The following is an 18955-nucleotide window of genomic DNA, read 5'->3' as shown; positions in this document are numbered from 1 at the left end:
GTCCGCCATCTCGCCCCGCACGCAACACCATGGTGGGCACAGCGCGCGAAGAGCGCGCCTTTGCCCACCCTACGAAACCGTTCCTTGCGTTGACGTCTTCCGATTCCCGCGTCAATCTTCTCGAAAGCAAATCGCGGATCGCGGCATCGGGGTAGCGGTTGGGGCAATCGCGCAGCATCATCGCAATTTGGATCATACCGCTTGTTGCGTCGATCCTGCTGTCGCCGCTCGCCTTCGACGTCGCCGAAGCTGCCGCCGCGCGAAAGTTCGCAAGACCTAGGCCAAAGCCACCGCCTCCGGCCAAATGCGAGATGCCGAAATTCAAGATCGTCGTTGATGTCGGGCACACACCGGACTCTTACGGTGCGCTGAGCGCACGCAACGATCCGGAGTTCGGCTTCAACCTCCGTCTCGCAAGTCTGATCACGGCCAAGCTCAAATCCGAAGGGTTTGCCGCAGCCCGCCTGCTGGTCACGGACGGCAAGGCGAAGGCGAGCCTGTTCAAGCGCGTCAGTGCCGCGAATGACGGCCGGACCGATCTGTTCCTGTCGGTGCATCACGATTCGGTGCCGGACAAGCTGCTCGACAGGTGGGAATTCGACGGCGCATACAGCTATTTCAGCGACCGCTTTTCGGGTCACTCGCTGTTCGTATCGCGACGAAATCCGCACTTCACCACCAGCCTGAGGCTGGCGCGGATGATCGGCAGGCAGTTGAAGGAGCAGGGCCTGAACTACGCGAACCAATACACGCTGCCGGTGATGGGCCGCTACCGTCGCCAACTGCTCGACAGGGATGTCGGCGTCTATCGTTATGACGGGCTCGTCGTGCTCTCGCGGACGCGGAGCGCCGCCGTTCTGCTCGAGGCCGGCTCGATCATCAACCGCGACGAGGAGATGGAGATGAACTCGCCGGAGCGGCAGGAGGCGGTCGCGGCAGCCGTTGCGGCGGCGATGCGGGAGTTTTGCGAGAAGCGGTAGTGGTTTGGCTCTCGTCAATGACAAGGAGGTCACAGTGGCGCGCCGCGATACTCTCGATTCGCCAGGCTCGCCTCCTCCAGATCCAGATCGCGTTCGATCCGCCGCCGCGTCTCGTCGGTGATCTGGCCGTCGCGCAGGAGATCGTGGATGAATTTGCGCTCGGCGACGATCAGCGCGCGGGTCAGCGTGGTGCCGGCGGCCGAGACGTCGTGATGGGTGGGATCAAGCGCGTCGGGCAGCTGGTTGAGTCGGATCTCGTGGCGGGCACGAAGCAGCCGCATTACCTCGTCCGAGACTTCCTTTTCCGCGCTCAGCGCGTCCAGCGATCTCAGCGCGGCATCGAGGGCTTGTCGGCGCGCCGCGATCTCGGCCTCGTGCTCGGCGGCATGCTCGTTGCGGCCCGCCTCGGCGACGCCGAGCCAGCGCACCACCGGTGGCAGTGTCAGCCCGACGCCGACCAGCGTGACGAAGATGACGCCGAAGGCGACGAACAGGATCAGGTCGCGATACGGGAAGGCCTCACCACCGCGCAGCGTGAACGGCAGCGCCAGCGCTGCGGCCAGCGAGACCGCGCCGCGTACCCCGGTGAAGGCGAGCACGAACGGCCATTGCCATGGCGGCGACGGATCGCGCTCGCGCAGCGATTTGCTGAGCATCCGCGGCAGATAGGTCGCGGGATAGAGCCAGGCGAAGCGCGCGACGACGACGATCACCAGGACCACGGCGGTCGCGATCAGGATGTCATCGAGCGGAAACGACTTCGACTTCTCGTAGAGCGCGCGCATCTGGAAGCCGGTGAGCAGGAACAAGAGGCCCTCGATCAAATAGATGATGAGATCCCAGAAGAAGATGCCTTGCAGGCGCGTCGCCGAGGAGATCAGCAGCGGCCCGTTCCAGCTCACATAGAGACCGCAAGCGACCGTCGCGATCACGCCGGAGCCGCCGACATGCTCGGGCAGCCAAAAGGAGACGTAAGGTGTGAGCAGCGACAGCGTGAGCTCGACCTGCGGATCCCCGGACCATTTGCGGAAACGCAGGGACAGCCAGCCGACGCCGATGCCGAAGGCGATCTCGCCGGCGATGATGAGCAGGAATTCGCCGGCCGCCAGCGGCAGCGAGAAATGCCCAACCATGATCGCGGCGAGCGCAAAACGGTAGAGGATCAGCGCGGTGGCGTCGTTGGCGAGCCCTTCGCCCTCGAGCACGACCAGGATCCGGCGCGGCATGTGCAGCCGGCGCGCGATCGCGAGCGGCGCCACCACGTCGGGTGGGGCGACGATGGCCCCGAGCAGGAAGGCGAAGGTCCAGGGCAGGCCGATCAGATAGTGCGTCGCGGCCGCCACCATCGCCGCCGTGAAGATCACCGCGCCGACCGCGAGCAGCACGATCGGCCGCAAATTCTTCCTGAACTCGCGCCAGCTCATTGCGACGCTTGCCGAGTAGATCAGCGGCGGCAGCACCACCAGCAGCACCAGCTCCGGCGGCAGTTCCACCGACGGCATGCCCGGCACGAAGGCGAGGCCGATGCCGGCCAGCATCAGCAGGATGGCAGGAGCGACATTGAAGCGGCGCGCGGCCAGCGCCACACCCGCCAGCACGGCCAGCAGGATGAGAAAGGTCTGAAATTTGGCTTCCATGATTGTCTGTCTTGACCCGGAAGCGCCTGCAACGTCAATGCGCGCGGCTTACGCCAGCCGATCGGCCACCATCCGTCCGATTCGCGCGAACACGGCCGCGATCTGCGCCGCGCTCGGCGTGCCGCCCTGAACATAGGCCGTGATCAGGATCGGCGTGTCCGGCTTCGGCCATACCACCGCGATGTCGCCCGCGGCGTCCTTGCCGTTGTAGCCGGTCTTGTCGCCGATCTTCCAGCTCGCGGGCAGGCCGCCGCGCAGCCGGTTCGCACCGGTCTTGCAATTCACCATCCAGTCGGTGAGCTGCGCGCGTGAGGCCGGCGACAATGCTTCAGCCAGCACCAGGCGCCGCAGATTTCCGGCCATGGCCGCCGGCGTCGAGGTGTCCCGGGGATCTCCGGGCCGTGAGCGATTGAGCTCGGGCTCGTTGTGGTCGAGCCGCGAGGTGGTGTCGCCGATCGATCGCCAGAACGCGGTAAGCGCGGCCGGCCCGCCGATCCGCGCCAACAGCAGATTGGCGCAGGTGTTGTCGCTGAGCTCGACGATCGCCTTGCACATCTCCCTGACAGACATCGCGCCGGCCGTGAGATTTTGTCTGGCCGCCGGCGCATACTCCAGGAGGTCGGCTTCGCGGTAAGGGATCATGGCCGCGAGTTGCTCCTCGCCGCGATCGGCCCGCGCCAGCACGCAGGCCGCGAGCGAGGCCTTGAATGTCGAGCACATCACGAACCGCTCGTCGGCGCGCCAGACGAGCTTCGCGCCGCTGGCCAGGTTTTCCGCATGGAGCCCGATCCGCCCGCCGCTCTCGCGTTCATAGGCCTCGAATTCCGGCGGCGCATCCGCGGCCAGCACGGGGGAGGCGGCCATCCAGCACAGTGAGGCGAGCAGGGAGCGGCGATCGAGCGGCATATGGGAGGCTTTCAGGCAAGTGGAGGCAGGATTGCGGAAGTTGCATCCGCGTCGTCATTGCGAGGAGCGAAGCGACGAAGCAATCCAGAGTCTCCCCGCGGAGGGATTCTGGATTGCTTCGTCGCTTCGCTCCTCGCAATGACGGAGAATGGACATCGAGCGCGACAGATATTGGGCGAACGTCGAGCCTCGTCACTCCCTCAGGTCATACCGATACGATTTCGACACGATCTGCCAGCCGTCGGCGAGCTTCATCGCGACCAGATAGTCGGTGAAATAGCGCGGCGGCAGCTGGCATCGGACCTTGATGAAGGCGGTCTTGTCGTCGGAGCGATCGATGGTGACGATGAAATCCTCGCGCGGCTTGCCTTCGGCCTTGCCGGAGGGGCGCTTGCGCACGCGGTCGAGCCAGTCCGGCACGGTCAGCACTTGAAGCTCGCCCTTCTCGACCCAGCGCAAATCGGCGGAGGGATGGAAGATGGCACCGAGTTTCTCGGCGTCGCCCTCATAAAGGCCGTCGAAATAGGATTGCACGACGGCTTCGACACTCGACCGGTTCTGGCTCATGGGTCATCCTTTTGCATGATGGCTTGAAGCGAATTTAGTCGGGCGCGCCAAAATGCGCTATGGGTGTCTCAGTAATTTACGTGAAAGCGTCGCCATGACCGGATCAGAAAATTCGAACGTTCGTATCCTGATCGGCGAATGCTATTGCCGCGCCGTGCGCTTCGAGGTCGCCGACGAATTCTCCTATGCGATGAACTGCCACTGCTCGAACTGCCGTCGCACGACCGGCGCGGCGTTCAAGCCGTTCGCCGGCATCGCGCAGGACAAGCTCCGCATCATCAGGGGCGGCGACCTGCGGATGATTTTCGGCGACGATACCACCCATAATGCGCATTGTGCCCGCTGCGGCTCGCTGCTCTATTCCCGTGTGCGCGAGGGACAATGGGTCCATGTCGCCATGGGAACCCTGGTTGACACCCCCTCGATCCGGCCAAGCGCCCATATTTTCGTGGGTTCAAAGGCGCCCTGGCATGAGATTGCGGACGATCTGCCGCAATATCGGGAGCATATCGGGGTTGTCTGAGGGAGCCCGGTTCGCTCGACCCTGTCGGCGAACCGCGACCGGGCTGGTGCGACAAACATAATGGGTCCTTTCGTCCAGCCGTCGGCGTCGCCTTCGTGACCTCCGTCACAAGCGCCGGCGGCGGATCCTGCTAAAGCGGTCCCACGGGCTCGAAAGGCCCCCGAACCTTCGGAAGTCGTGTCATGCGCAATCTGCTCAGACTTTGCCCGCTTCTTCTCGCCGTCGTGTTGCTGCTCGGCGCCCAGCCCGCCCTTGCCGGCAAGCGCGTCGCCCTGGTGCTCGCCAACTCGGCCTATCAGCACGCACCATCGCTGGCGAACCCCGTCAATGACGGTTCGGTGATGGCCAAGACGCTGAAGGAGGCCGGCTTCGATGTCGTCGATTCCCGGCACGATTTGTCGGCGCTGGAGACGCGTCGGGTGCTGCGCGACTTCGCAGATTCGACCCGGGATGCCGACATCGCCGTGGTCTACTATGCCGGTCACGGCATCGAGGTCGAAGGCTCCAACTATCTGATCCCCGTCGACGCCAAGCTCGAGCGCGACACCGACGTGTACGACGAGGCGCTTTCGCTCGATCGCATCCTGGTCGCGGTCGATCCGGCAAAGCAGCTCCGCCTGGTGATCCTGGATGCCTGCCGCGACAATCCGTTCGGCAAAAGGATGAAGCGCACCGTCGCCTCGCGCAGCTTCGGCCGAGGCCTGGCCCAGGTCGAGCCCTCCAGCCCCAACACATTGATCGCCTATTCGGCCAAGGCCGGTTTCACGGCGCAGGACGGCGACGGCGTCAACAGCCCGTTTACGGTTGCTCTGTCGAAGCATTTGACGACGCCGGGCCTCGATGTCCGCCGCGCTTTCGGCTTCGTGCGTGACGACGTGCTCAAGTCGACCGGCAACAAGCAGGAGCCGTTCGTCTATGGCTCGCTTGGCGGCGAGGACGTGCCGCTGGTGCCGGTCAAGGTGGCTGCGGCACAAGCGGCGCCGCTGGCGAACCCGCAGGCCGACATCCGCCGCGACTACGAGCTCGCGCTCCAGGTCGGCAACAAGGCGGCATGGGATGCCTTCCTCGCCCAGCATCCCGATGGCTTCTATGCGAGCCTTGCCAAGCTCCAGGTCGAGAAGATCGGCGCCGAGCAGGCCCACGCAGCGGCGATCGCGAAGGCAAAACAGGCCGAGGCCGAGCGCGACCGCCTCGCCGCCCTCGGCGCCCAGAAGGACGCGCAGGCCAGGGCCGCAGCCGACGCGAAAGCAGCCGAGCAGGCCCAGCTTGCCGCCCAGAAGGCGAAGGAGCAGGCGCAGCAGCAGGCTGCGGCCGCCGAACAGCAGCGGGTCAATCTCGCCGCCACGGCACCGAGCGCTGCGCCGGCCAGCACGGCGAGCCCCGCCGGCACCAACGTCGCGGCACTGACGCCCGCGACTGCGCCCGCCGATCTCAGCCGCTCGGTGCAGGCCGAGCTCGGCCGCGTCGGTTGCTTCACCGGACAGGCCGATGGCAATTGGAATACGTCCTCGCAGCGGTCGCTGTCGCAGTTCAACCGCTATGCCGGCACCAAGCTCGACGTGAAGGTGGCCAGCACCGACGCGCTCGATACCGTCAAGACCAAGCAGTCGCGTGTGTGTCCGCTGGTGTGCGAGCACGGCTTCAAGGCCGACGGCGACAAATGCACAAAGATCGTCTGCCGCGCGGGTTATGCCGTCAACGATGATAATGAGTGCGAGAAGCAGCGTGCGGCCAAACCGGCCAAACCTGCGACCGCCAAGCGCGACGACGGCGATGAGCGTCCCGCACGCCAGCGTCGCCAGTCCGCAGGCGCGGCAGGCGGCTATGGCGCCTCCGCCGGCATTGCTGCTGGCGCCGGTCGCGCCGCCGGTGGCGGGCAGGTCTACTGCAACAACACTGGTTGTCGTCCGGTCCATCGCGGTTGCCGTCTCGAATATCGCGGCGGCGGGGGCCCCGGCAATGACGCCAATGCCGAGGTCTGTTACTAGGGTTGCGGTGTGGCTACATGGTCGTCCTGGCTTTTGCCGGGACGACCGGAGAGACTAAGTCGAGATCGCGCTCGCCGCGATATTCACCGTCAGCGCCAGCAATGCCGTGTTGTAGATGAAGGAGACGATGCCGTGCGCCGTCGCGGTGCGGCGGATGGTCTTGTCGGTGATGCCAACGTCGGAGACCTGCGCGGTCATGCCGATCACGAACGAGAAATAGACGAAATCCCAATAGTCGGCGTGGTCTTCTTTGTCGCCGCTCGGGAATTGCAGGCCGCCGGGCTTGGCGTTGCGGTAATAATCATGCGCGTAATGCAGCGCGAACGTCGTATGCACAGCCGCCCATGACAGCACGATGGTGGTGATCGCGACGGTGAGCTCGAGGACGCCGCGGTGCGGCGTGCCGAGTTCGGAGACGATCGCCGCGATGCTGGCGAACGCGCCGGTCGCCGTTACCAGCAGGATCACGAAGCGGCCGTCGTCCTGCATGGCCGCGGCGCGACGGATGTGCTTGTGATCGTTGCACAGCATCATCGCGTAGACCAGCACGAGATAGGCCGCGATCAGTGCGTCCCACCCGAACAACAGCCGGGTCACCAGGCGGTGCGTGCCCGGCAGCAGCAGGCAGACGAGAATGCCGACGGCGAGCGCGATGAAGGTCCGTGGCCGCGCATAGAGCAGCCGCATCGGCCGCGACATCTGGCGGAAGCGGACGAGGACGGGATCCTCTTTGCCGCCGGCCGCCATCACCGCGCGTCAGTTCTTCCGTTCGGCGACAAAGCGCGCCGCGGCCTGCAACACGGCGGCGCGGTCGCCGAAGATCGACACCGCGCTGTCCGCGCGCGCGAGCAGATCGCGCACGCGCTGCTTGGCGCCGTCGATGCCGAGCTGGGTGACGAAGGTGGTCTTGCCGAGCGCGGCATCGGCGCCGGCCGGCTTGCCGAGCGCAGCCGCATCACCTTCGACGTCGAGCAGGTCGTCGGCGATCTGGAAGGCTTCGCCGAGCGCGCGGCCGTAATCGTCGAGCGCCTGATATTCCTTCTGCGAGGCCTGGCCGAGGATCGCGCCGGCGATGCAGCCGTAGCGCAGCAGCGCGCCGGTCTTCATCTGCTGAATGCGGGCGACGTCGATCGGCTCGTTGCCGCCGAAGCGGCCTTCGCCGGCAAGATCGAGGATCTGGCCGCCGACCATGCCGCCGATGCCGGCGCAGCGAGCCAGCGCCCGGGTCAGCAACAGCCGCACATTGGCGTCGCGATGGATCTCGTCCCGGGTGACGATGTCGAAGGCGAGCGTGAGCAGGCCGTCGCCGGCGAGGATCGCGGTCGCATCGTCGGTTTTCTTGTGCAGGGTGGGCCGGCCGCGGCGCAGATCCGAATTGTCCATCGCCGGCAGATCGTCGTGGATCAGCGAATAGCAGTGGATGCATTCGAGCGCGGCGCCCACGAGCAGCGCCGCTTCACGGGGCACGCCGAACACGGCCGCGCTTTCGACCACCAGGAACGGCCGCAGACGCTTGCCGCCGTTGAGGCTCGAATAGCGCATTGCGTCCATCAGTCGCTTGGGCCGGGCGATCTCGTCGTGCAGGATGTCGTCCGACAGCAAGCGGCCGAGCAGGGCCTCGGTGTCATCAGCGGTCTTGTCCAGACGATTGGCGAAATCGGACGGGGACGTGCCGGTCATCAAGAAGGGCTCCAGAACTAAAATTCGGCGGGACAATCCTTTATGCGCCCGCCCCAGTCAATCGCTTGGAAGGGCTAAAAAGTGCTGGAAAAGGCCCGAATAATCACAGACTTAATGGTCTGGCCCGTAGCCGCGTTTCATTTTGTGCCGGAAAGGTCGATTTGCGCATCGTTAAAATCCTTCTCCTGGTGCTCGTGGTCGCAGCTCTCGCGCCCTATGTGATCGCGCCGTTTTACCGGGTCGGCCATCCGGTTTCGACGCTGATGGCCTGGCGTTCGCTCCGGGGTGCGCCGATGCAGCGGCAATGGATCGATCTGGCGGCGATGTCGCCCTATCTGCCGCGCGCGGTGGTGGCAGCGGAGGACGCGCATTTCTGCAAGCATCACGGCATCGATTGGGGGGCGCTGCGCGAGGCGATCGATGACGCGCAGGAGGACGGCACGCCGTTCCGGGGTGCCTCCACCATCACCCAGCAGGTCGCAAAGAACCTGTTCCTCTGGCAGGGCCGGGATTTCGTCCGCAAAGCGCTGGAGTTCCCGCTGGCGCTCTGGATCGACCTCGTCCTGCCCAAGCAGCGGATCCTGGAGATTTATCTCAACATCGCCGAACTCGGCCCGCAGGGGCAATTTGGCGTCGAGGCAGCCAGCGCCTATGCCTTCGGCAAGTCGGCGGCCAACCTTTCGTCCCGGGAAGCCGCCCTCCTGGCCTCGATCCTGCCGAATCCGGTCAAACGCAGCGCCCGAACCCCCGGCCCGGGCGTCCGGCGGCTGGCGGCGACCTATATGGCGCGGGGGCAGGCGAGCTCGCTTGCGACCTGCTGGCGCGAAAATCGCTGATTTCGGGCCTATTTTGGGCCGATTTTCCGGCCCAAAAGCCTAGCTTTACGGCCAGCCTTCCTCTATAAGCCCGGTCTTGATCGGCATTCAGCTCGCCTCCTATTGCGGGTGCTGAGCCGTCCTTCGCGGACGATGCCCTGATGACACCAATCCCTAGAGGATATTGAAATGGCCGTTCCGAGAAGAAAAACCTCGCCGTCGCGCCGTGGCATGCGCCGCTCGGCAGACGCCATCAAGAAGCCGACCTATGTCGAAGACAAGGACTCCGGCGAGCTCCGTCGTCCGCACCATCTCGACCTCAAGACCGGCATGTACAAGGGCCGTCAGGTCCTGAAAAAGAAAGAGTCCTAAGGGACCTTTCTTCAGGCGGGACGATCGCGCTGCCTGATTTCGGCCAACCCATGAGCTAGACGGTGACGGCGGCGGAGCAAATGCTTCGCCGCCGCATTGTCCTGTCCGGATATCTTGATCGAGAAGGCATTTTGCCGATGGTCGGTTTCCCGCTGCTTCTGATCCCGCTCGCAGTCTACAACATTATCGCCTTCCTGATGCCGACCGTGTCCTTCACGGACGTGCTGTTCAAGGTCCCGATGGTGTCCGGCGAGGTCTGGCCGGTCACGCTCGCCGATCTCCTGCTCGCGCTCGGCGTGGTGCTGCTGCTGCTCGAAGTGGTCAAGGGGGCCCGGCCCGGCTCCAAATTCCTGATGGACCATCTGCTGTCGCTGATCGTGTTCGGCGCGGCCGCGGCCGAATTCGTGATGTGGCTCAAATTCGGCAACTCCACCTTTTTCCTGCTGGTGCTACTTGCGATGGCCGACTTTTTCGCCGGCATCGCCCAGCGCACGCGCCGTCGCGTCACCTATGTCGCCGAGACGACGGTGGCCGCGCCACGCAAGGCCAAGCGCCAGGCCGAAGCGCCGGCAGAGGATGTGGCGTCCGAGCGCAAGTTCGAGCCGGTGATTGCGCCGCAGGCGGCACCGGCCGAGCCGCCCGCACCTTCGGCGCAATCCGTCGCCGAGTCCGTGCTGATGGATCATCCTGCGCCAAAGCCCGCACCGGGCGCGCCGTCGCCGGAAATTCCCTCGCCGCATCTCCAGCCGGGTAACGGCACACCGCCGTCTTCCGAGACGCCGCCGCGCTGATCGGCCTCAAGCCACCTGCCGTGTCCGCGCGCTGACGCTTTGCAGCGGACGTTTGCTGCCATAGGCCATCTGCGCATCTTCGGACGAGGCGCGGCGGAGCGGGCGCGTCTGGGGCAACTGCTCGGCATTGGCGATCAGCTGGGTGACGAAGCTGGGATCGGGGCGGGGCAGGGGCATTTTGTGGACCCACGCAAGCGTAGGCAGCATCGGCACCAGGTCCGTGCCCGTGCGCGTGCCGTTGTCCACTTGGTCCAATCGATCGGTACCCAACATCGCCATCACCGTTGATCCGGCGGAGCCTGTCGCGTTTTGGGACGCTGGCGCCGGTGCGTGTCAGTACTCGCAAGGCCTATGCCGGCTGAGCCTACTTGGTTCCCGACCACCTTGGAAACGTGGTTTCCAAATTGTTTATGAACTTTGCCTAGGGTCGAAGACGAATCTGGCTTTATCCTGTACCGGCTCAGGACTCTCTGCTGTCCCGAAACGAGGCGATCTTGACCCCTGCATTGCCGCAAGCCTCCGACATTCTGGCCGCGCTCGGCCAGGCCGTGTTCGCCTGGGACATCGCCAGCGACGTCATCGTCTGGGGTGAGCAGGTCAGCGCCGTCTTCCCGAACATTCCCGCCGAACGGCTCGCCACCGGGGCCGAGTTCGCCAAGCTGATCGAACCGGCGCAGACGCTGCGCACCGCGGCGCTGGCGCAGACCTCCGCCGTGCATGGCGCCGACGGCACGCCGTATCGGGTCGAGTACGGCGTGCGCATGAGTGCCTCCGATCCGGTGGTCTGGGTCGAGGAGACCGGCCGCTGGTTTGCCGGCCCCGACGGCCGCCCCACGCGCGCGATCGGCTCCGTCCGCATCAACAATGAGCGCCATGCCCGCGACGAGGAGCTGTCGAAGCTGGCCCGGCTCGACCCGCTGACCGGCGAGCTCAACCGCTCCCATCTGATCGCGGCGCTGGCCGAGTCCATCGAGGAGACGACCCGCTTCCGCTCGACCGCGGCCTTCATGCTGGTCGGCATCGATCACCTTGCCCGCGTCAACGACGCCTTCGGCTTCGACGTTGCCGATGCCGTGATTCTCGACGTCGCCAAGCGCATACGCGCGCGCTTGCGCGGCGGCGACGTGCTCGGCCGCTTCTCCGGCAACAAGTTCGGCCTGATCCTGAAGAACTGCACCGTCGACGATATGAACGTCGCCGCCGAGCGCTTCCTCGCCGGCATCCGCGACGAGGTGGTGCCGACCAAATCAGGCCCGGTCTCGGTCACCGCATCCATCGGCGCGGTCAGCGTGCCGCGCTATGCCCGCAACACCGATGAAGCCGTCAACCGCGCCCATGAGACGCTGGATGCCGCCAAGCGCCGCCGTGTCGGCTCGTTCGCGGCATGGCGTCCGGATGCCGCGCGCGACGCGCAGCGCCGCGTCAACATCCGCGTCACCGACGAGATCGTCACCGCGCTGAACGAACGCCGCATCAAGCTCGCCTATGAGCCGGTGGTGGCGGCCGCCTCGCGCGAACGCGCATTCCACGAATGCCTGGTGCGGATGGACCAGGGCGACGGCCAGGTGCTGCTGGCGCCCGACATCGTGCCGGTCGCCGAGCGGCTCGGGCTGATCCGCTTGGTGGATCATCGTGTGCTCGAGCTCGTGGTCGCCGAGCTCGCGGCCGCGCCCGATATCTGCCTCAGCCTCAACATCTCGCCCGACACGACGATGGATCCGGACTGGTGGGCGGGAATCGAATCGCTGATGCAGGCCCATCCCGGCGTTGCCGAGCGGCTGATCGTCGAGATCACCGAAACGGTTGCGATCCAGGACATCGACGACGTTCGCGCCTTCGTCGGCCGCCTCAAGCATTTCGGCAGTCGGATCGCCATCGACGATTTCGGTGCCGGCTACACCTCGTTCCGCAATCTGCGCAAGCTCGGCGTCGACATCGTCAAGATCGACGGCGCCTTCGTGCAGAACATCACCCGTTCCGCCGACGACCGCGCCTTCGTGCAGACCCTGATCGACCTCGCCCGCCGCCTCGACATCAAGACGGTCGCCGAATGGGTGCAGGACGAAGAGGCCGCAAGCATGCTGCGCGATTGGGGCTGCGACTACATCCAGGGGCGCCTGATCGGGCTTGCATCAGCCGAGCGGCCATGGGGCGGGACGGCGGATAGCGCGCTGCCCGCGGCGGGGTAGCTGATGAATATTGCTCCCGTAAGCTTTGTGGATCGCGACACTGGCGATGATGCGATGGTATTGGTCCGTGTGACCGAACATCATGTCGGCCTTGCGCTCTCGCTGAAGCGAAATGGCGATATCGAAGTCCTTTTTGGCGCGAAGGAATTGGATCAGGTCATCGCAGCGCTGGAGTTGGCGCGTTCTGCTGTTCGACGATCGTGATCTTCACGCCCCTTCATCCAGCGCCACCAGTTCGCGCTTCTTGCGCAGTGCGGGCAATAGCGGCGCGATCAACAGCACCAGCGCGAACGCCAGGCACGTTGCCGAGATCGGCCGCTGCACGAAGGTCCAGAGATCGCCTTGTGACAGGATCAGCGACTTGCGCAGATTGTTCTCCAGCATCGGCCCAAGCACGAAAGCGAGCACCAGCGGCGCCGGCTCGTAGCCGAGCTTGCGCATGAAATAGCCGATGATCCCGAACGCGATCATCACATAGACGTCGAACACGTTGTTGCTCGAGCAATAGACGCCGATGATGGTGAAGAGGATGATGAGCGGAAACAGGATGTTGTAGGGCAGCTTCAAGAGCTGCACCCACATGCCGATCATCGGCAGATTGAGCACCAGCAGCATAACGTTGCCGATATACATGCTGGCGACGATGCCCCAGAACAGGCCGGGATTCTGCGTGATCATCAGCGGTCCCGGCTGCAGGCCGTGAACCACGAAGGCGCCGAGCAGCAGCGCCATCACCACGTTCGGCGGGATGCCGAGCGTCATCAGCGGAATGAAGGCGCCGCCGGCCGCGGCGTTGTTGGCGGATTCGGGGCCCGCGACGCCTTCGATGGCGCCATGGCCGAACCGCTCCGGCGTTTTCGACAGCCGCTTCTCCAGCGCATAGGAGCCGAACGACGCCACGACAGCGCCGCCGCCCGGCAGAATACCGAGCAGGAAACCGAGCAGCGTACCGCGCCCTACCGGGCCCGCGCTCGCCTGCCAATCGGCTTTGCTTGGCAATAGCTGCGTGATCTTCGTGTCGATGATGTCGCGCTTGATCGCCTGCTCGGTGTTGAGCAGCACCTCGGCGACGCCGAAGAGGCCCATCACGACGGGCACGAGCCCGATGCCGTCGATCAGCTCCATGCGGCCGAAGGTCAGCCGCGGCTGTGCCGTGATGCTGTCGAGCCCGACCAGTCCGAGCACGACGCCGATGCAGGCCATCAGCAGCGCCTTCGGCATCGAGCCCTGGGTCAGGAAGGTCAGCACCACGAGGCCGAGCACCATCAGGCTGAAATATTCGGCCGGGCCGAACGCGATGGCGATGCTGGCAAGCCGCGGCGCCACCAGCATCAAGGCGATCAACGCAAAGGTGCCGGCGATGAACGAGCCGAAGGCGGAGATGCCGAGTGCGGGACCGGCGCGGCCCTGCTTGGCCATCTGATGACCGTCGATACAGGTGACGACGGAAGCGGCCTCGCCGGGGATGTTGACCAGGATCGACGTGGTCGAGCCGCCATACATCGAGCCGTAATAGATGCCGGCCATCATGATGATGCCGGATTCCGGCGTGCCCGACAATGTTACGGGCAGCAGCAGCGACATCGCCGAGATCGGGCCGATGCCCGGCAGCACGCCGACCAGCGTGCCGATGAAGACGCCGATGAAGCAATAGAGGAGGTTGATTCCAGTCAGCGCGACGCCGAACCCGTGCGCGACATTGGCGAGCGTATCCATGTGATCAGCCGATCCCGAACAGGCCGGAGGGCAACTGGATCAAGAGCAGGCGCTTGAGCACCCACCACATGCCCATCGGCACCAGCACGGCGATCGGGACCGCCAGCGTCCAGCGCACGGGGTCGATCAGCCGCAACAGCAGCAGCACCAAAGGGATCGATGACAACAGGAAGCCCAGCGGTTCCAACGCAAGAGAGAATGCGGCGAGGCAGGCGATGACGAGAAGCGGCTTGCCCCAGCGTGCATTCTCCCAGCGCGAGGCCAGGGTAGGCCCGCCTTCGGTGACGGCGGAGATGATGATGGAGCCTGCGAACACGCAGATCAGGATGCCGGTGTAGAACAGCACGTAGCCGGAGCCGGGATCATTGATGGTGCCGAGCTTGAGCTTCAGGCCCTGCCAGATCACGAAGCCGCCGATCGCGAGCCCGATCAAGCCGCCCCAGAGCTCGGAGTTGCTGAGGCGGAGTTTGACGTTGGTTTGGTCGTTCATCGATTCTCTCTCGTGCCCCGGACGCAGCGCAGCAGCCATAAGTGCGTTCACGCACGTCTTCGACGTGATATGGCGGTGCGCTGCAGAACCGGGGCCCATCAGTGTGAGCGAAAAAGCTGGTCCCGGCCCTGCGCAGCAGCGTTGCACGCTGCAGCGCGTCCGGGACACAAGCAGTGCGACTCTACTTCTTCGCCAGCCCAAGCGTCTCGATCACCTTGCGTTCGGACTCCGTGACCTCGACGACGAACTTCTTGTAGTCCTCGGTGTTCTTGTAGTTCGGGACCATGTCGAACTTGGCGAGCGTCGCGATCACCGCGGGGTCGTCGAGCGCCTTCTTGAAGGCATCGTGCAGCTTAGCGACGATCTTGGGATCCATTCCCTTCGGGCCGGCGATGCCGAACGGGGAATCATAGACCATGGGATAGCCAAGCTCCTTCAGCGTCGGCACATCAGGGTAATTCGGTGAACGGGTACCGGTCCACACCATCAGCAGTTTCAGCTTGCCGGCGTCGACCAGCGGTCGCCATCCCGTGGAATCGGCCTGAAGCATCGTGTGCTGGCCGAGCACGGCGGCATTGGTCTCCGCGCCGCCCTTGAACGGCACCTGCGTCAGCTTGATGCCGGCCATCCCAGCGATCTGCTCCATCCCGATATGCAGCGAGGTGCCGGCACCGGGGGTTGCGTAGGTCACCTTGCCCGGGTTGGCCTTGGCGAACTCCACCACGTCCTTCCAGCTCTTGAACTGCGACTCCGCGCTGGTGGTGACACCGAAGGTGTAGCCGGTGAGGTGGACGATGTAGCTGAAATCCTTCGCCGGATCCCACGACACCTCCTGCATCAAGGGCAGGCGGAATACGGTAATCGGAATCTGCGAGATGGTGTAGCCGTCCGGCTTCGCCCCCGCTGCCATGGTCGCAGGCCCCACCGTGCCGCCGCCGCCGGCTTTGTTGTCGATCACGATCGGCTGCCCCAGGACCTTCGAAGCGCTGTCGGCGATTGCGCGCATCGAGATGTCGGTCGAGCCACCGGCCGGCCATGGCACGATCAGCGTGATGGGTTTGGTGGGATAATCCTGCGCATTGGCGCCAGTGGTGAGCACTGCACCCATGACCGCATGCACGGCGGCAAAGGCAATCGTCTTCAGCCCGTATCGCAACATCGAAAAGCCTCCCTCGCAGCAACCGCGCTCGGGCCGCCGCTCCTCATTCTTGTGGCGGCGATTGTTCACGAAATCACGAGAGAAGAAAAGCGACATTGCGCGTGCTGGGCGAGGAGCCGGACGACAACCCGACCGGCAACGTTGCGTGCGACAATTGGTCGTTCGAAGATGTACCGAGATACGGAATTTGAGCGGGCGATACCGCTACGCCACGCGCCGGAACGTGCTCAGCGTCTCGATGGCATGGCGGACCTCGGCCGCCGGGCACGGCTTGCCGAAATAATAGCCCTGCACCGCGGTGCAGCCGCATTCGCGGACGAAGTCGAGCTGCTCCTCGGTCTCTACGCCCTCCGCCGTGGTCTCGACGCCGAGCACGGTGCCGAGGCTGGCAATGGTGCGGACGATGGCGACGCTCTCCGGGCTTTCGCCGAGCGTGCCGACGAAGGAGCGATCGATCTTGATGCGATCGAACGGGAATTTGCGCAGATAGCTCAGCGAGGAATAGCCGACGCCGAAATCGTCGAGGCTGACCCGCACCCCTAAGGTGCGGAGCTGGTGGAGAATCTCAATCGTCGCCTCGCTGTCGTCGAGCAATGCCGTCTCGGTGACCTCGAGCTCGAGCCGGTGTGGCGGCAGGCCGGCTTCGGCAAGCGCGCTCGTGACCATCGCCACCAAGCCGCGCGAGCGGAACTGCACCGGCGACAGGTTGACCGCGACGGTGACGTCGGGCCAGGACACGGCGGTCGCACAGGCGCTGCGCAGCACCCATTCGCCGATCGGGACGATCAGCCCGGTCTCTTCCGCGATCGGAATGAATTCGGCCGGCGAGACGAAGCCGCGCGAGGGATGCTTCCAGCGCAGCAGCGCCTCGAAGCCGGTGAGCTCGGAGTTGTCGAGGCGGACCTGCGGCTGGAACACCAGATGGAACTCATGCGCCTCCAGGGCGCCGCGCAGGTCGTGCTCCAGCGCGTGCCGGCTGCGCGCCTCTTCCTCCATCTCGGGCTCGAACAGCTGATAGGCGCCGCGTCCCTTGGCCTTGGCCTGGTAGAGGGCGAGGTCGGCGCATTTCATCAGTTCGTCGGCATCGAGCCCGTGATCGGGCGCGATCGCGATCCCGACGGAGACGCCGACATGGATCGATTGGTTTTCCAGCGGCGGCGGGTGGCCGATGATCTCGACCAGGTGGCGGGCGAGCTTTTCGGCCGATTGCGGCTGTGGTCCGCGCTGGAGCACGGCGAACTCGTCGCCGCCCAGCCGTGCGACGGTGTCGTGCTCGCCGACATTCTCCTTCAGTCGCGCCGCGACCCAGCGCAGCAGCCGGTCGCCGGCGGCGTGGCCGAGGCGATCGTTGACGGTCTTGAAATTGTCGAGGTCGAAGCACAGCACGGCCATCGCGCCGCCGGCGATCGCGACCTGGTTCAACCCTTCGCTCATCTTCTCGCGGAACAGCGTGCGGTTGGGCAGGTCGGTCAGCGAATCGTGGCGCGCCATGTGCGCGACGCGGGCCTGGGCCTTGTGGCGCTCGGTGACGTCCTCATAGGTGACGACCCAGCCGCCATGCTCCATCCGCTTGTGATTGAGCTTGATGATGCGGCCGTCGCTCAAATGGCGGTGCAGAGTATGCTCGCCCTCGCGCAGCCGCTCGACGTAATCGGCATAGAGCCGCGCACCGGTGGTGTTCGGATGGATGCCGAGCTCGCAGCTGTGCTCCATGATCTCGCGCATAGAGACGCCGGGCTTCACGATCTCGGGCGACAGCTCGTACATCTCGATGTAGCGGCGATTGCAGACAATCACGCGCAGACTCGAATCGAGCATGCACAGGCCCTGGCTCATATTGTTCAACGCGGCATCGAAGCGGCGATATTGTTCGCTCAGTTCTTCGACCGCGTGCTCGCGCTCGGTGATGTCCTCGTAGGTGGCCACGAAGCCGCCATCTGGCAGCGCGCAATAGCGCACCGAGATGACGGTGCCGTTCGACATGCGTCGTCGCATCGGCGAGGAATCGCGGCTCGCAATCCTCGCGCTCGCGGCTTCCATGAGCTGTTGCGGACTGTATTCGGAAGCGAACGCGCCGTTGGCCATCGACCGCTCGATCAGTTCGGAAAGATGCGTGCCGGGCCTGGTCTCCTCCGGCGACAACAGGTAGATCTTGCGGTAGGTGGTGTTGCAGACGCGCAGGCGCATGTCGCTGTCGTAGAAGGCGAGCCCGTGCGCCATGTTCTCGAGAGCCGCATCGAGGATGAAGTTCTGCTGCCGCAGCGTCTCCTCGTATTGCAGCCGCTCGGTGACGTCCTCATGCACCGTCACCCAGCCGCCGTCGGGCAGAAAGCGGGAGACCGCCTGCACCATGCGTCCGTCGTAGCGCATCACCAGCAGGGTCTTCGCTTTCCTGGCGCGCACGTCATCCAGACGGCTCTGGTGAAATTCGTCGCCCTGCATGCCCGGTAAATTGCCGCGCGACATCCAGTGCTCGATCACCGTACAGTGCGAGACGCCGGGCTTCACGATGTCGGCGTCGAGGTTGTAGAGCTTCAGAAAGCGCTCGTTGCAGACCACGACGCGGCTCTCGGCGTCGTACATGATCAGGCCGTGCGACATGTTGGAGAGCGCATGCTGGCTGCGCTCGGTCTGCACAAGCAATTCCGCCTCGAGCCGGGCGAGCCGGCTGACGTCGTCGCAGATCGTCATCCACCCGCCGCCAGGCAGCGGCTTCAGCTCGAGCGCCATGACGATGCCGCTTGCGAGCCGCTGCTCGGTTCGGAACGGTTTGCCGCCTGCGATCTGAGCGATCCGCGCCGAATACAGCGCGTCGAGCTCGCTTTCCGGAAAATTGCCGCGGCTCGCGCTGTGCGCGAGCACCTCGCGATAGCTCGTTCCCACCCGGACGAATTCGGCCGACATGTCGAAAAAGGAGAGATAGCGCTGATTGACCAGCACGATCCGGTTGTCGGCATCGTAGACGCAGACGCCCTGCTCCATATGGTCGAGCGCGAGCTGGCTCAGCGCAACCAGGGCTTCCGGGCCCTGTTCGCGGCGTGCGGCACCAAGCTCGTTGTCGCGGGTCGACGTCATGGGATCGGCGGGATCTCGGCGGGCAATGGACTTAACGCAACGTAATTCAGCCGCCGAGGGTAGCGAA

At 65.0% G+C, this 18955-nt stretch carries 18 protein-coding genes; 8 read left to right on the top strand and 10 right to left on the bottom strand.

All coding sequences use genetic code 11. From position 1 onward, the window contains the following. Positions 1-158 precede the first annotated feature (158 nt). Positions 159-980, top strand: coding sequence for an N-acetylmuramoyl-L-alanine amidase (locus tag BCCGELA001_RS35165; RefSeq protein ID WP_060737382.1), 822 nt, complete (start codon positions 159-161; stop codon positions 978-980). A gap of 29 nt (positions 981-1009) precedes the next feature. On the opposite strand, the gene BCCGELA001_RS35160 is transcribed toward BCCGELA001_RS35165, so the two are convergent. The 3 genes from BCCGELA001_RS35160 to BCCGELA001_RS35150 all read right to left on the bottom strand — a co-directional run bounded on the left by BCCGELA001_RS35160 (position 1010) and on the right by BCCGELA001_RS35150 (position 4090). Next, positions 1010-2617, bottom strand: a complete 1608-nt coding sequence (locus BCCGELA001_RS35160; RefSeq protein WP_008540537.1) for a Na+/H+ antiporter — start codon at positions 2615-2617, stop codon at positions 1010-1012. Between the two features lie 48 nt (positions 2618-2665). Then, positions 2666-3523, bottom strand: a complete 858-nt coding sequence (gene bla / locus BCCGELA001_RS35155; RefSeq protein WP_008540538.1) for a class A beta-lactamase — start codon at positions 3521-3523, stop codon at positions 2666-2668. Between the two features lie 192 nt (positions 3524-3715). Beyond that, positions 3716-4090 carry a nuclear transport factor 2 family protein gene (locus BCCGELA001_RS35150; protein ID WP_008540543.1) on the bottom strand — a complete coding sequence of 125 codons (375 nt, stop codon included), beginning with the start codon at positions 4088-4090 and terminating at the stop codon, positions 3716-3718. Between the two features lie 94 nt (positions 4091-4184). Here BCCGELA001_RS35150 and BCCGELA001_RS35145 point away from each other — a divergent pair, with 94 nt between their 5' ends. Further along, positions 4185-4613, top strand: a complete 429-nt coding sequence (locus BCCGELA001_RS35145) for a GFA family protein (RefSeq protein WP_008540544.1) — start codon at positions 4185-4187, stop codon at positions 4611-4613. A gap of 182 nt (positions 4614-4795) precedes the next feature. Beyond that, positions 4796-6601 (top strand): caspase family protein, encoded by a 1806-nt coding sequence (locus BCCGELA001_RS35140; protein ID WP_060737381.1) that lies wholly within the window; start codon positions 4796-4798, stop codon positions 6599-6601. Between the two features lie 54 nt (positions 6602-6655). On the opposite strand, the gene BCCGELA001_RS35135 is transcribed toward BCCGELA001_RS35140, so the two are convergent. Both BCCGELA001_RS35135 and BCCGELA001_RS35130 read right to left on the bottom strand, forming a co-directional pair. Next, the gene (locus BCCGELA001_RS35135) at positions 6656-7348 is read right to left on the bottom strand and encodes a DUF1345 domain-containing protein (protein ID WP_008540552.1); all 693 of its coding nucleotides are present in this window, start codon (positions 7346-7348) and stop codon (positions 6656-6658) included. Between the two features lie 9 nt (positions 7349-7357). Beyond that, complete coding sequence (locus BCCGELA001_RS35130) at positions 7358-8281, bottom strand: polyprenyl synthetase family protein (protein ID WP_008540553.1); 924 nt, start codon at positions 8279-8281, stop codon at positions 7358-7360. Between the two features lie 161 nt (positions 8282-8442). On the opposite strand from BCCGELA001_RS35130, the gene mtgA reads away from it, so the two are divergent. From mtgA to BCCGELA001_RS35115, 3 genes are all read left to right on the top strand, one after another. Then, on the top strand, positions 8443-9117 hold the full coding sequence (gene mtgA / locus BCCGELA001_RS35125) for a monofunctional biosynthetic peptidoglycan transglycosylase (protein ID WP_008540556.1): 675 nt from the start codon (positions 8443-8445) through the stop codon (positions 9115-9117). A 168-nt stretch (positions 9118-9285) separates the two neighbouring features. Further along, a complete protein-coding gene (gene rpmF / locus BCCGELA001_RS35120; RefSeq protein WP_007598106.1) occupies positions 9286-9468 on the top strand; it encodes a 50S ribosomal protein L32 in 183 nt (60 codons plus the stop codon). Between the two features lie 137 nt (positions 9469-9605). Next, complete coding sequence (locus BCCGELA001_RS35115; RefSeq protein WP_008540557.1) at positions 9606-10259, top strand: hypothetical protein; 654 nt, start codon at positions 9606-9608, stop codon at positions 10257-10259. Between the two features lie 6 nt (positions 10260-10265). Here the strand turns inward: BCCGELA001_RS35115 and BCCGELA001_RS35110 are convergent, their stop codons facing one another. Then, the gene (locus tag BCCGELA001_RS35110) at positions 10266-10532 is read right to left on the bottom strand and encodes a hypothetical protein (RefSeq protein WP_060738025.1); all 267 of its coding nucleotides are present in this window, start codon (positions 10530-10532) and stop codon (positions 10266-10268) included. 221 nt (positions 10533-10753) lie between these two features. Between BCCGELA001_RS35110 and BCCGELA001_RS35105 the strand changes: the two genes are divergently transcribed. Both BCCGELA001_RS35105 and BCCGELA001_RS37770 read left to right on the top strand, forming a co-directional pair. Beyond that, positions 10754-12448, top strand: a complete 1695-nt coding sequence (locus tag BCCGELA001_RS35105) for a bifunctional diguanylate cyclase/phosphodiesterase (RefSeq protein ID WP_060737380.1) — start codon at positions 10754-10756, stop codon at positions 12446-12448. Positions 12449-12451: 3 nt separating this feature from the next. After that, positions 12452-12652 carry a hypothetical protein gene (locus BCCGELA001_RS37770; RefSeq protein ID WP_144441650.1) on the top strand — a complete coding sequence of 67 codons (201 nt, stop codon included), beginning with the start codon at positions 12452-12454 and terminating at the stop codon, positions 12650-12652. A gap of 3 nt (positions 12653-12655) precedes the next feature. Here the strand turns inward: BCCGELA001_RS37770 and BCCGELA001_RS35100 are convergent, their stop codons facing one another. The 4 genes from BCCGELA001_RS35100 to BCCGELA001_RS35085 form a co-directional block, all read right to left on the bottom strand. Continuing rightward, a complete protein-coding gene (locus BCCGELA001_RS35100; RefSeq protein WP_060737379.1) occupies positions 12656-14164 on the bottom strand; it encodes a tripartite tricarboxylate transporter permease in 1509 nt (502 codons plus the stop codon). Between the two features lie 4 nt (positions 14165-14168). After that, positions 14169-14654 (bottom strand): tripartite tricarboxylate transporter TctB family protein, encoded by a 486-nt coding sequence (locus BCCGELA001_RS35095; protein ID WP_060737378.1) that lies wholly within the window; start codon positions 14652-14654, stop codon positions 14169-14171. A gap of 181 nt (positions 14655-14835) precedes the next feature. Next, complete coding sequence (locus tag BCCGELA001_RS35090; RefSeq protein ID WP_060738024.1) at positions 14836-15813, bottom strand: tripartite tricarboxylate transporter substrate binding protein; 978 nt, start codon at positions 15811-15813, stop codon at positions 14836-14838. A gap of 204 nt (positions 15814-16017) precedes the next feature. Then, positions 16018-18888 (bottom strand): PAS-domain containing protein, encoded by a 2871-nt coding sequence (locus BCCGELA001_RS35085; RefSeq protein ID WP_060737377.1) that lies wholly within the window; start codon positions 18886-18888, stop codon positions 16018-16020. Positions 18889-18955 lie beyond the last annotated feature (67 nt).

Origin of the sequence: Bradyrhizobium sp. CCGE-LA001 (assembly GCF_000296215.2) — a bacterium.
Lineage (GTDB): Bacteria > Pseudomonadota > Alphaproteobacteria > Rhizobiales > Xanthobacteraceae > Bradyrhizobium.
This window is presented reverse-complemented; position numbering and strand designations above follow the sequence as displayed.

Bases quoted from the DNA above. Each gene is read 5' to 3' on its own strand.
- BCCGELA001_RS35160 (WP_008540537.1), bottom strand. From the start codon at position 2,617: ATGGAAGCCAAATTTCAGACCTTTCTCATCCTGCTGGCCGTGCTGGCG.
- bla (WP_008540538.1), bottom strand. From the start codon at position 3,523: ATGCCGCTCGATCGCCGCTCCCTGCTCGCCTCACTGTGCTGGATGGCC.
- BCCGELA001_RS35150 (WP_008540543.1), bottom strand. From the start codon at position 4,090: ATGAGCCAGAACCGGTCGAGTGTCGAAGCCGTCGTGCAATCCTATTTC.
- BCCGELA001_RS35145 (WP_008540544.1), top strand. From the start codon at position 4,185: ATGACCGGATCAGAAAATTCGAACGTTCGTATCCTGATCGGCGAATGC.
- BCCGELA001_RS35140 (WP_060737381.1), top strand. From the start codon at position 4,796: ATGCGCAATCTGCTCAGACTTTGCCCGCTTCTTCTCGCCGTCGTGTTG.
- BCCGELA001_RS35135 (WP_008540552.1), bottom strand. From the start codon at position 7,348: ATGGCGGCCGGCGGCAAAGAGGATCCCGTCCTCGTCCGCTTCCGCCAG.
- BCCGELA001_RS35130 (WP_008540553.1), bottom strand. From the start codon at position 8,281: ATGACCGGCACGTCCCCGTCCGATTTCGCCAATCGTCTGGACAAGACC.
- rpmF (WP_007598106.1), top strand. From the start codon at position 9,286: ATGGCCGTTCCGAGAAGAAAAACCTCGCCGTCGCGCCGTGGCATGCGC.
- BCCGELA001_RS35115 (WP_008540557.1), top strand. From the start codon at position 9,606: ATGGTCGGTTTCCCGCTGCTTCTGATCCCGCTCGCAGTCTACAACATT.
- BCCGELA001_RS35110 (WP_060738025.1), bottom strand. From the start codon at position 10,532: ATGTTGGGTACCGATCGATTGGACCAAGTGGACAACGGCACGCGCACG.
- BCCGELA001_RS37770 (WP_144441650.1), top strand. From the start codon at position 12,452: ATGAATATTGCTCCCGTAAGCTTTGTGGATCGCGACACTGGCGATGAT.
- BCCGELA001_RS35100 (WP_060737379.1), bottom strand. From the start codon at position 14,164: ATGGATACGCTCGCCAATGTCGCGCACGGGTTCGGCGTCGCGCTGACT.
- BCCGELA001_RS35095 (WP_060737378.1), bottom strand. From the start codon at position 14,654: ATGAACGACCAAACCAACGTCAAACTCCGCCTCAGCAACTCCGAGCTC.
- BCCGELA001_RS35090 (WP_060738024.1), bottom strand. From the start codon at position 15,813: ATGTTGCGATACGGGCTGAAGACGATTGCCTTTGCCGCCGTGCATGCG.
- BCCGELA001_RS35085 (WP_060737377.1), bottom strand. From the start codon at position 18,888: ATGACGTCGACCCGCGACAACGAGCTTGGTGCCGCACGCCGCGAACAG.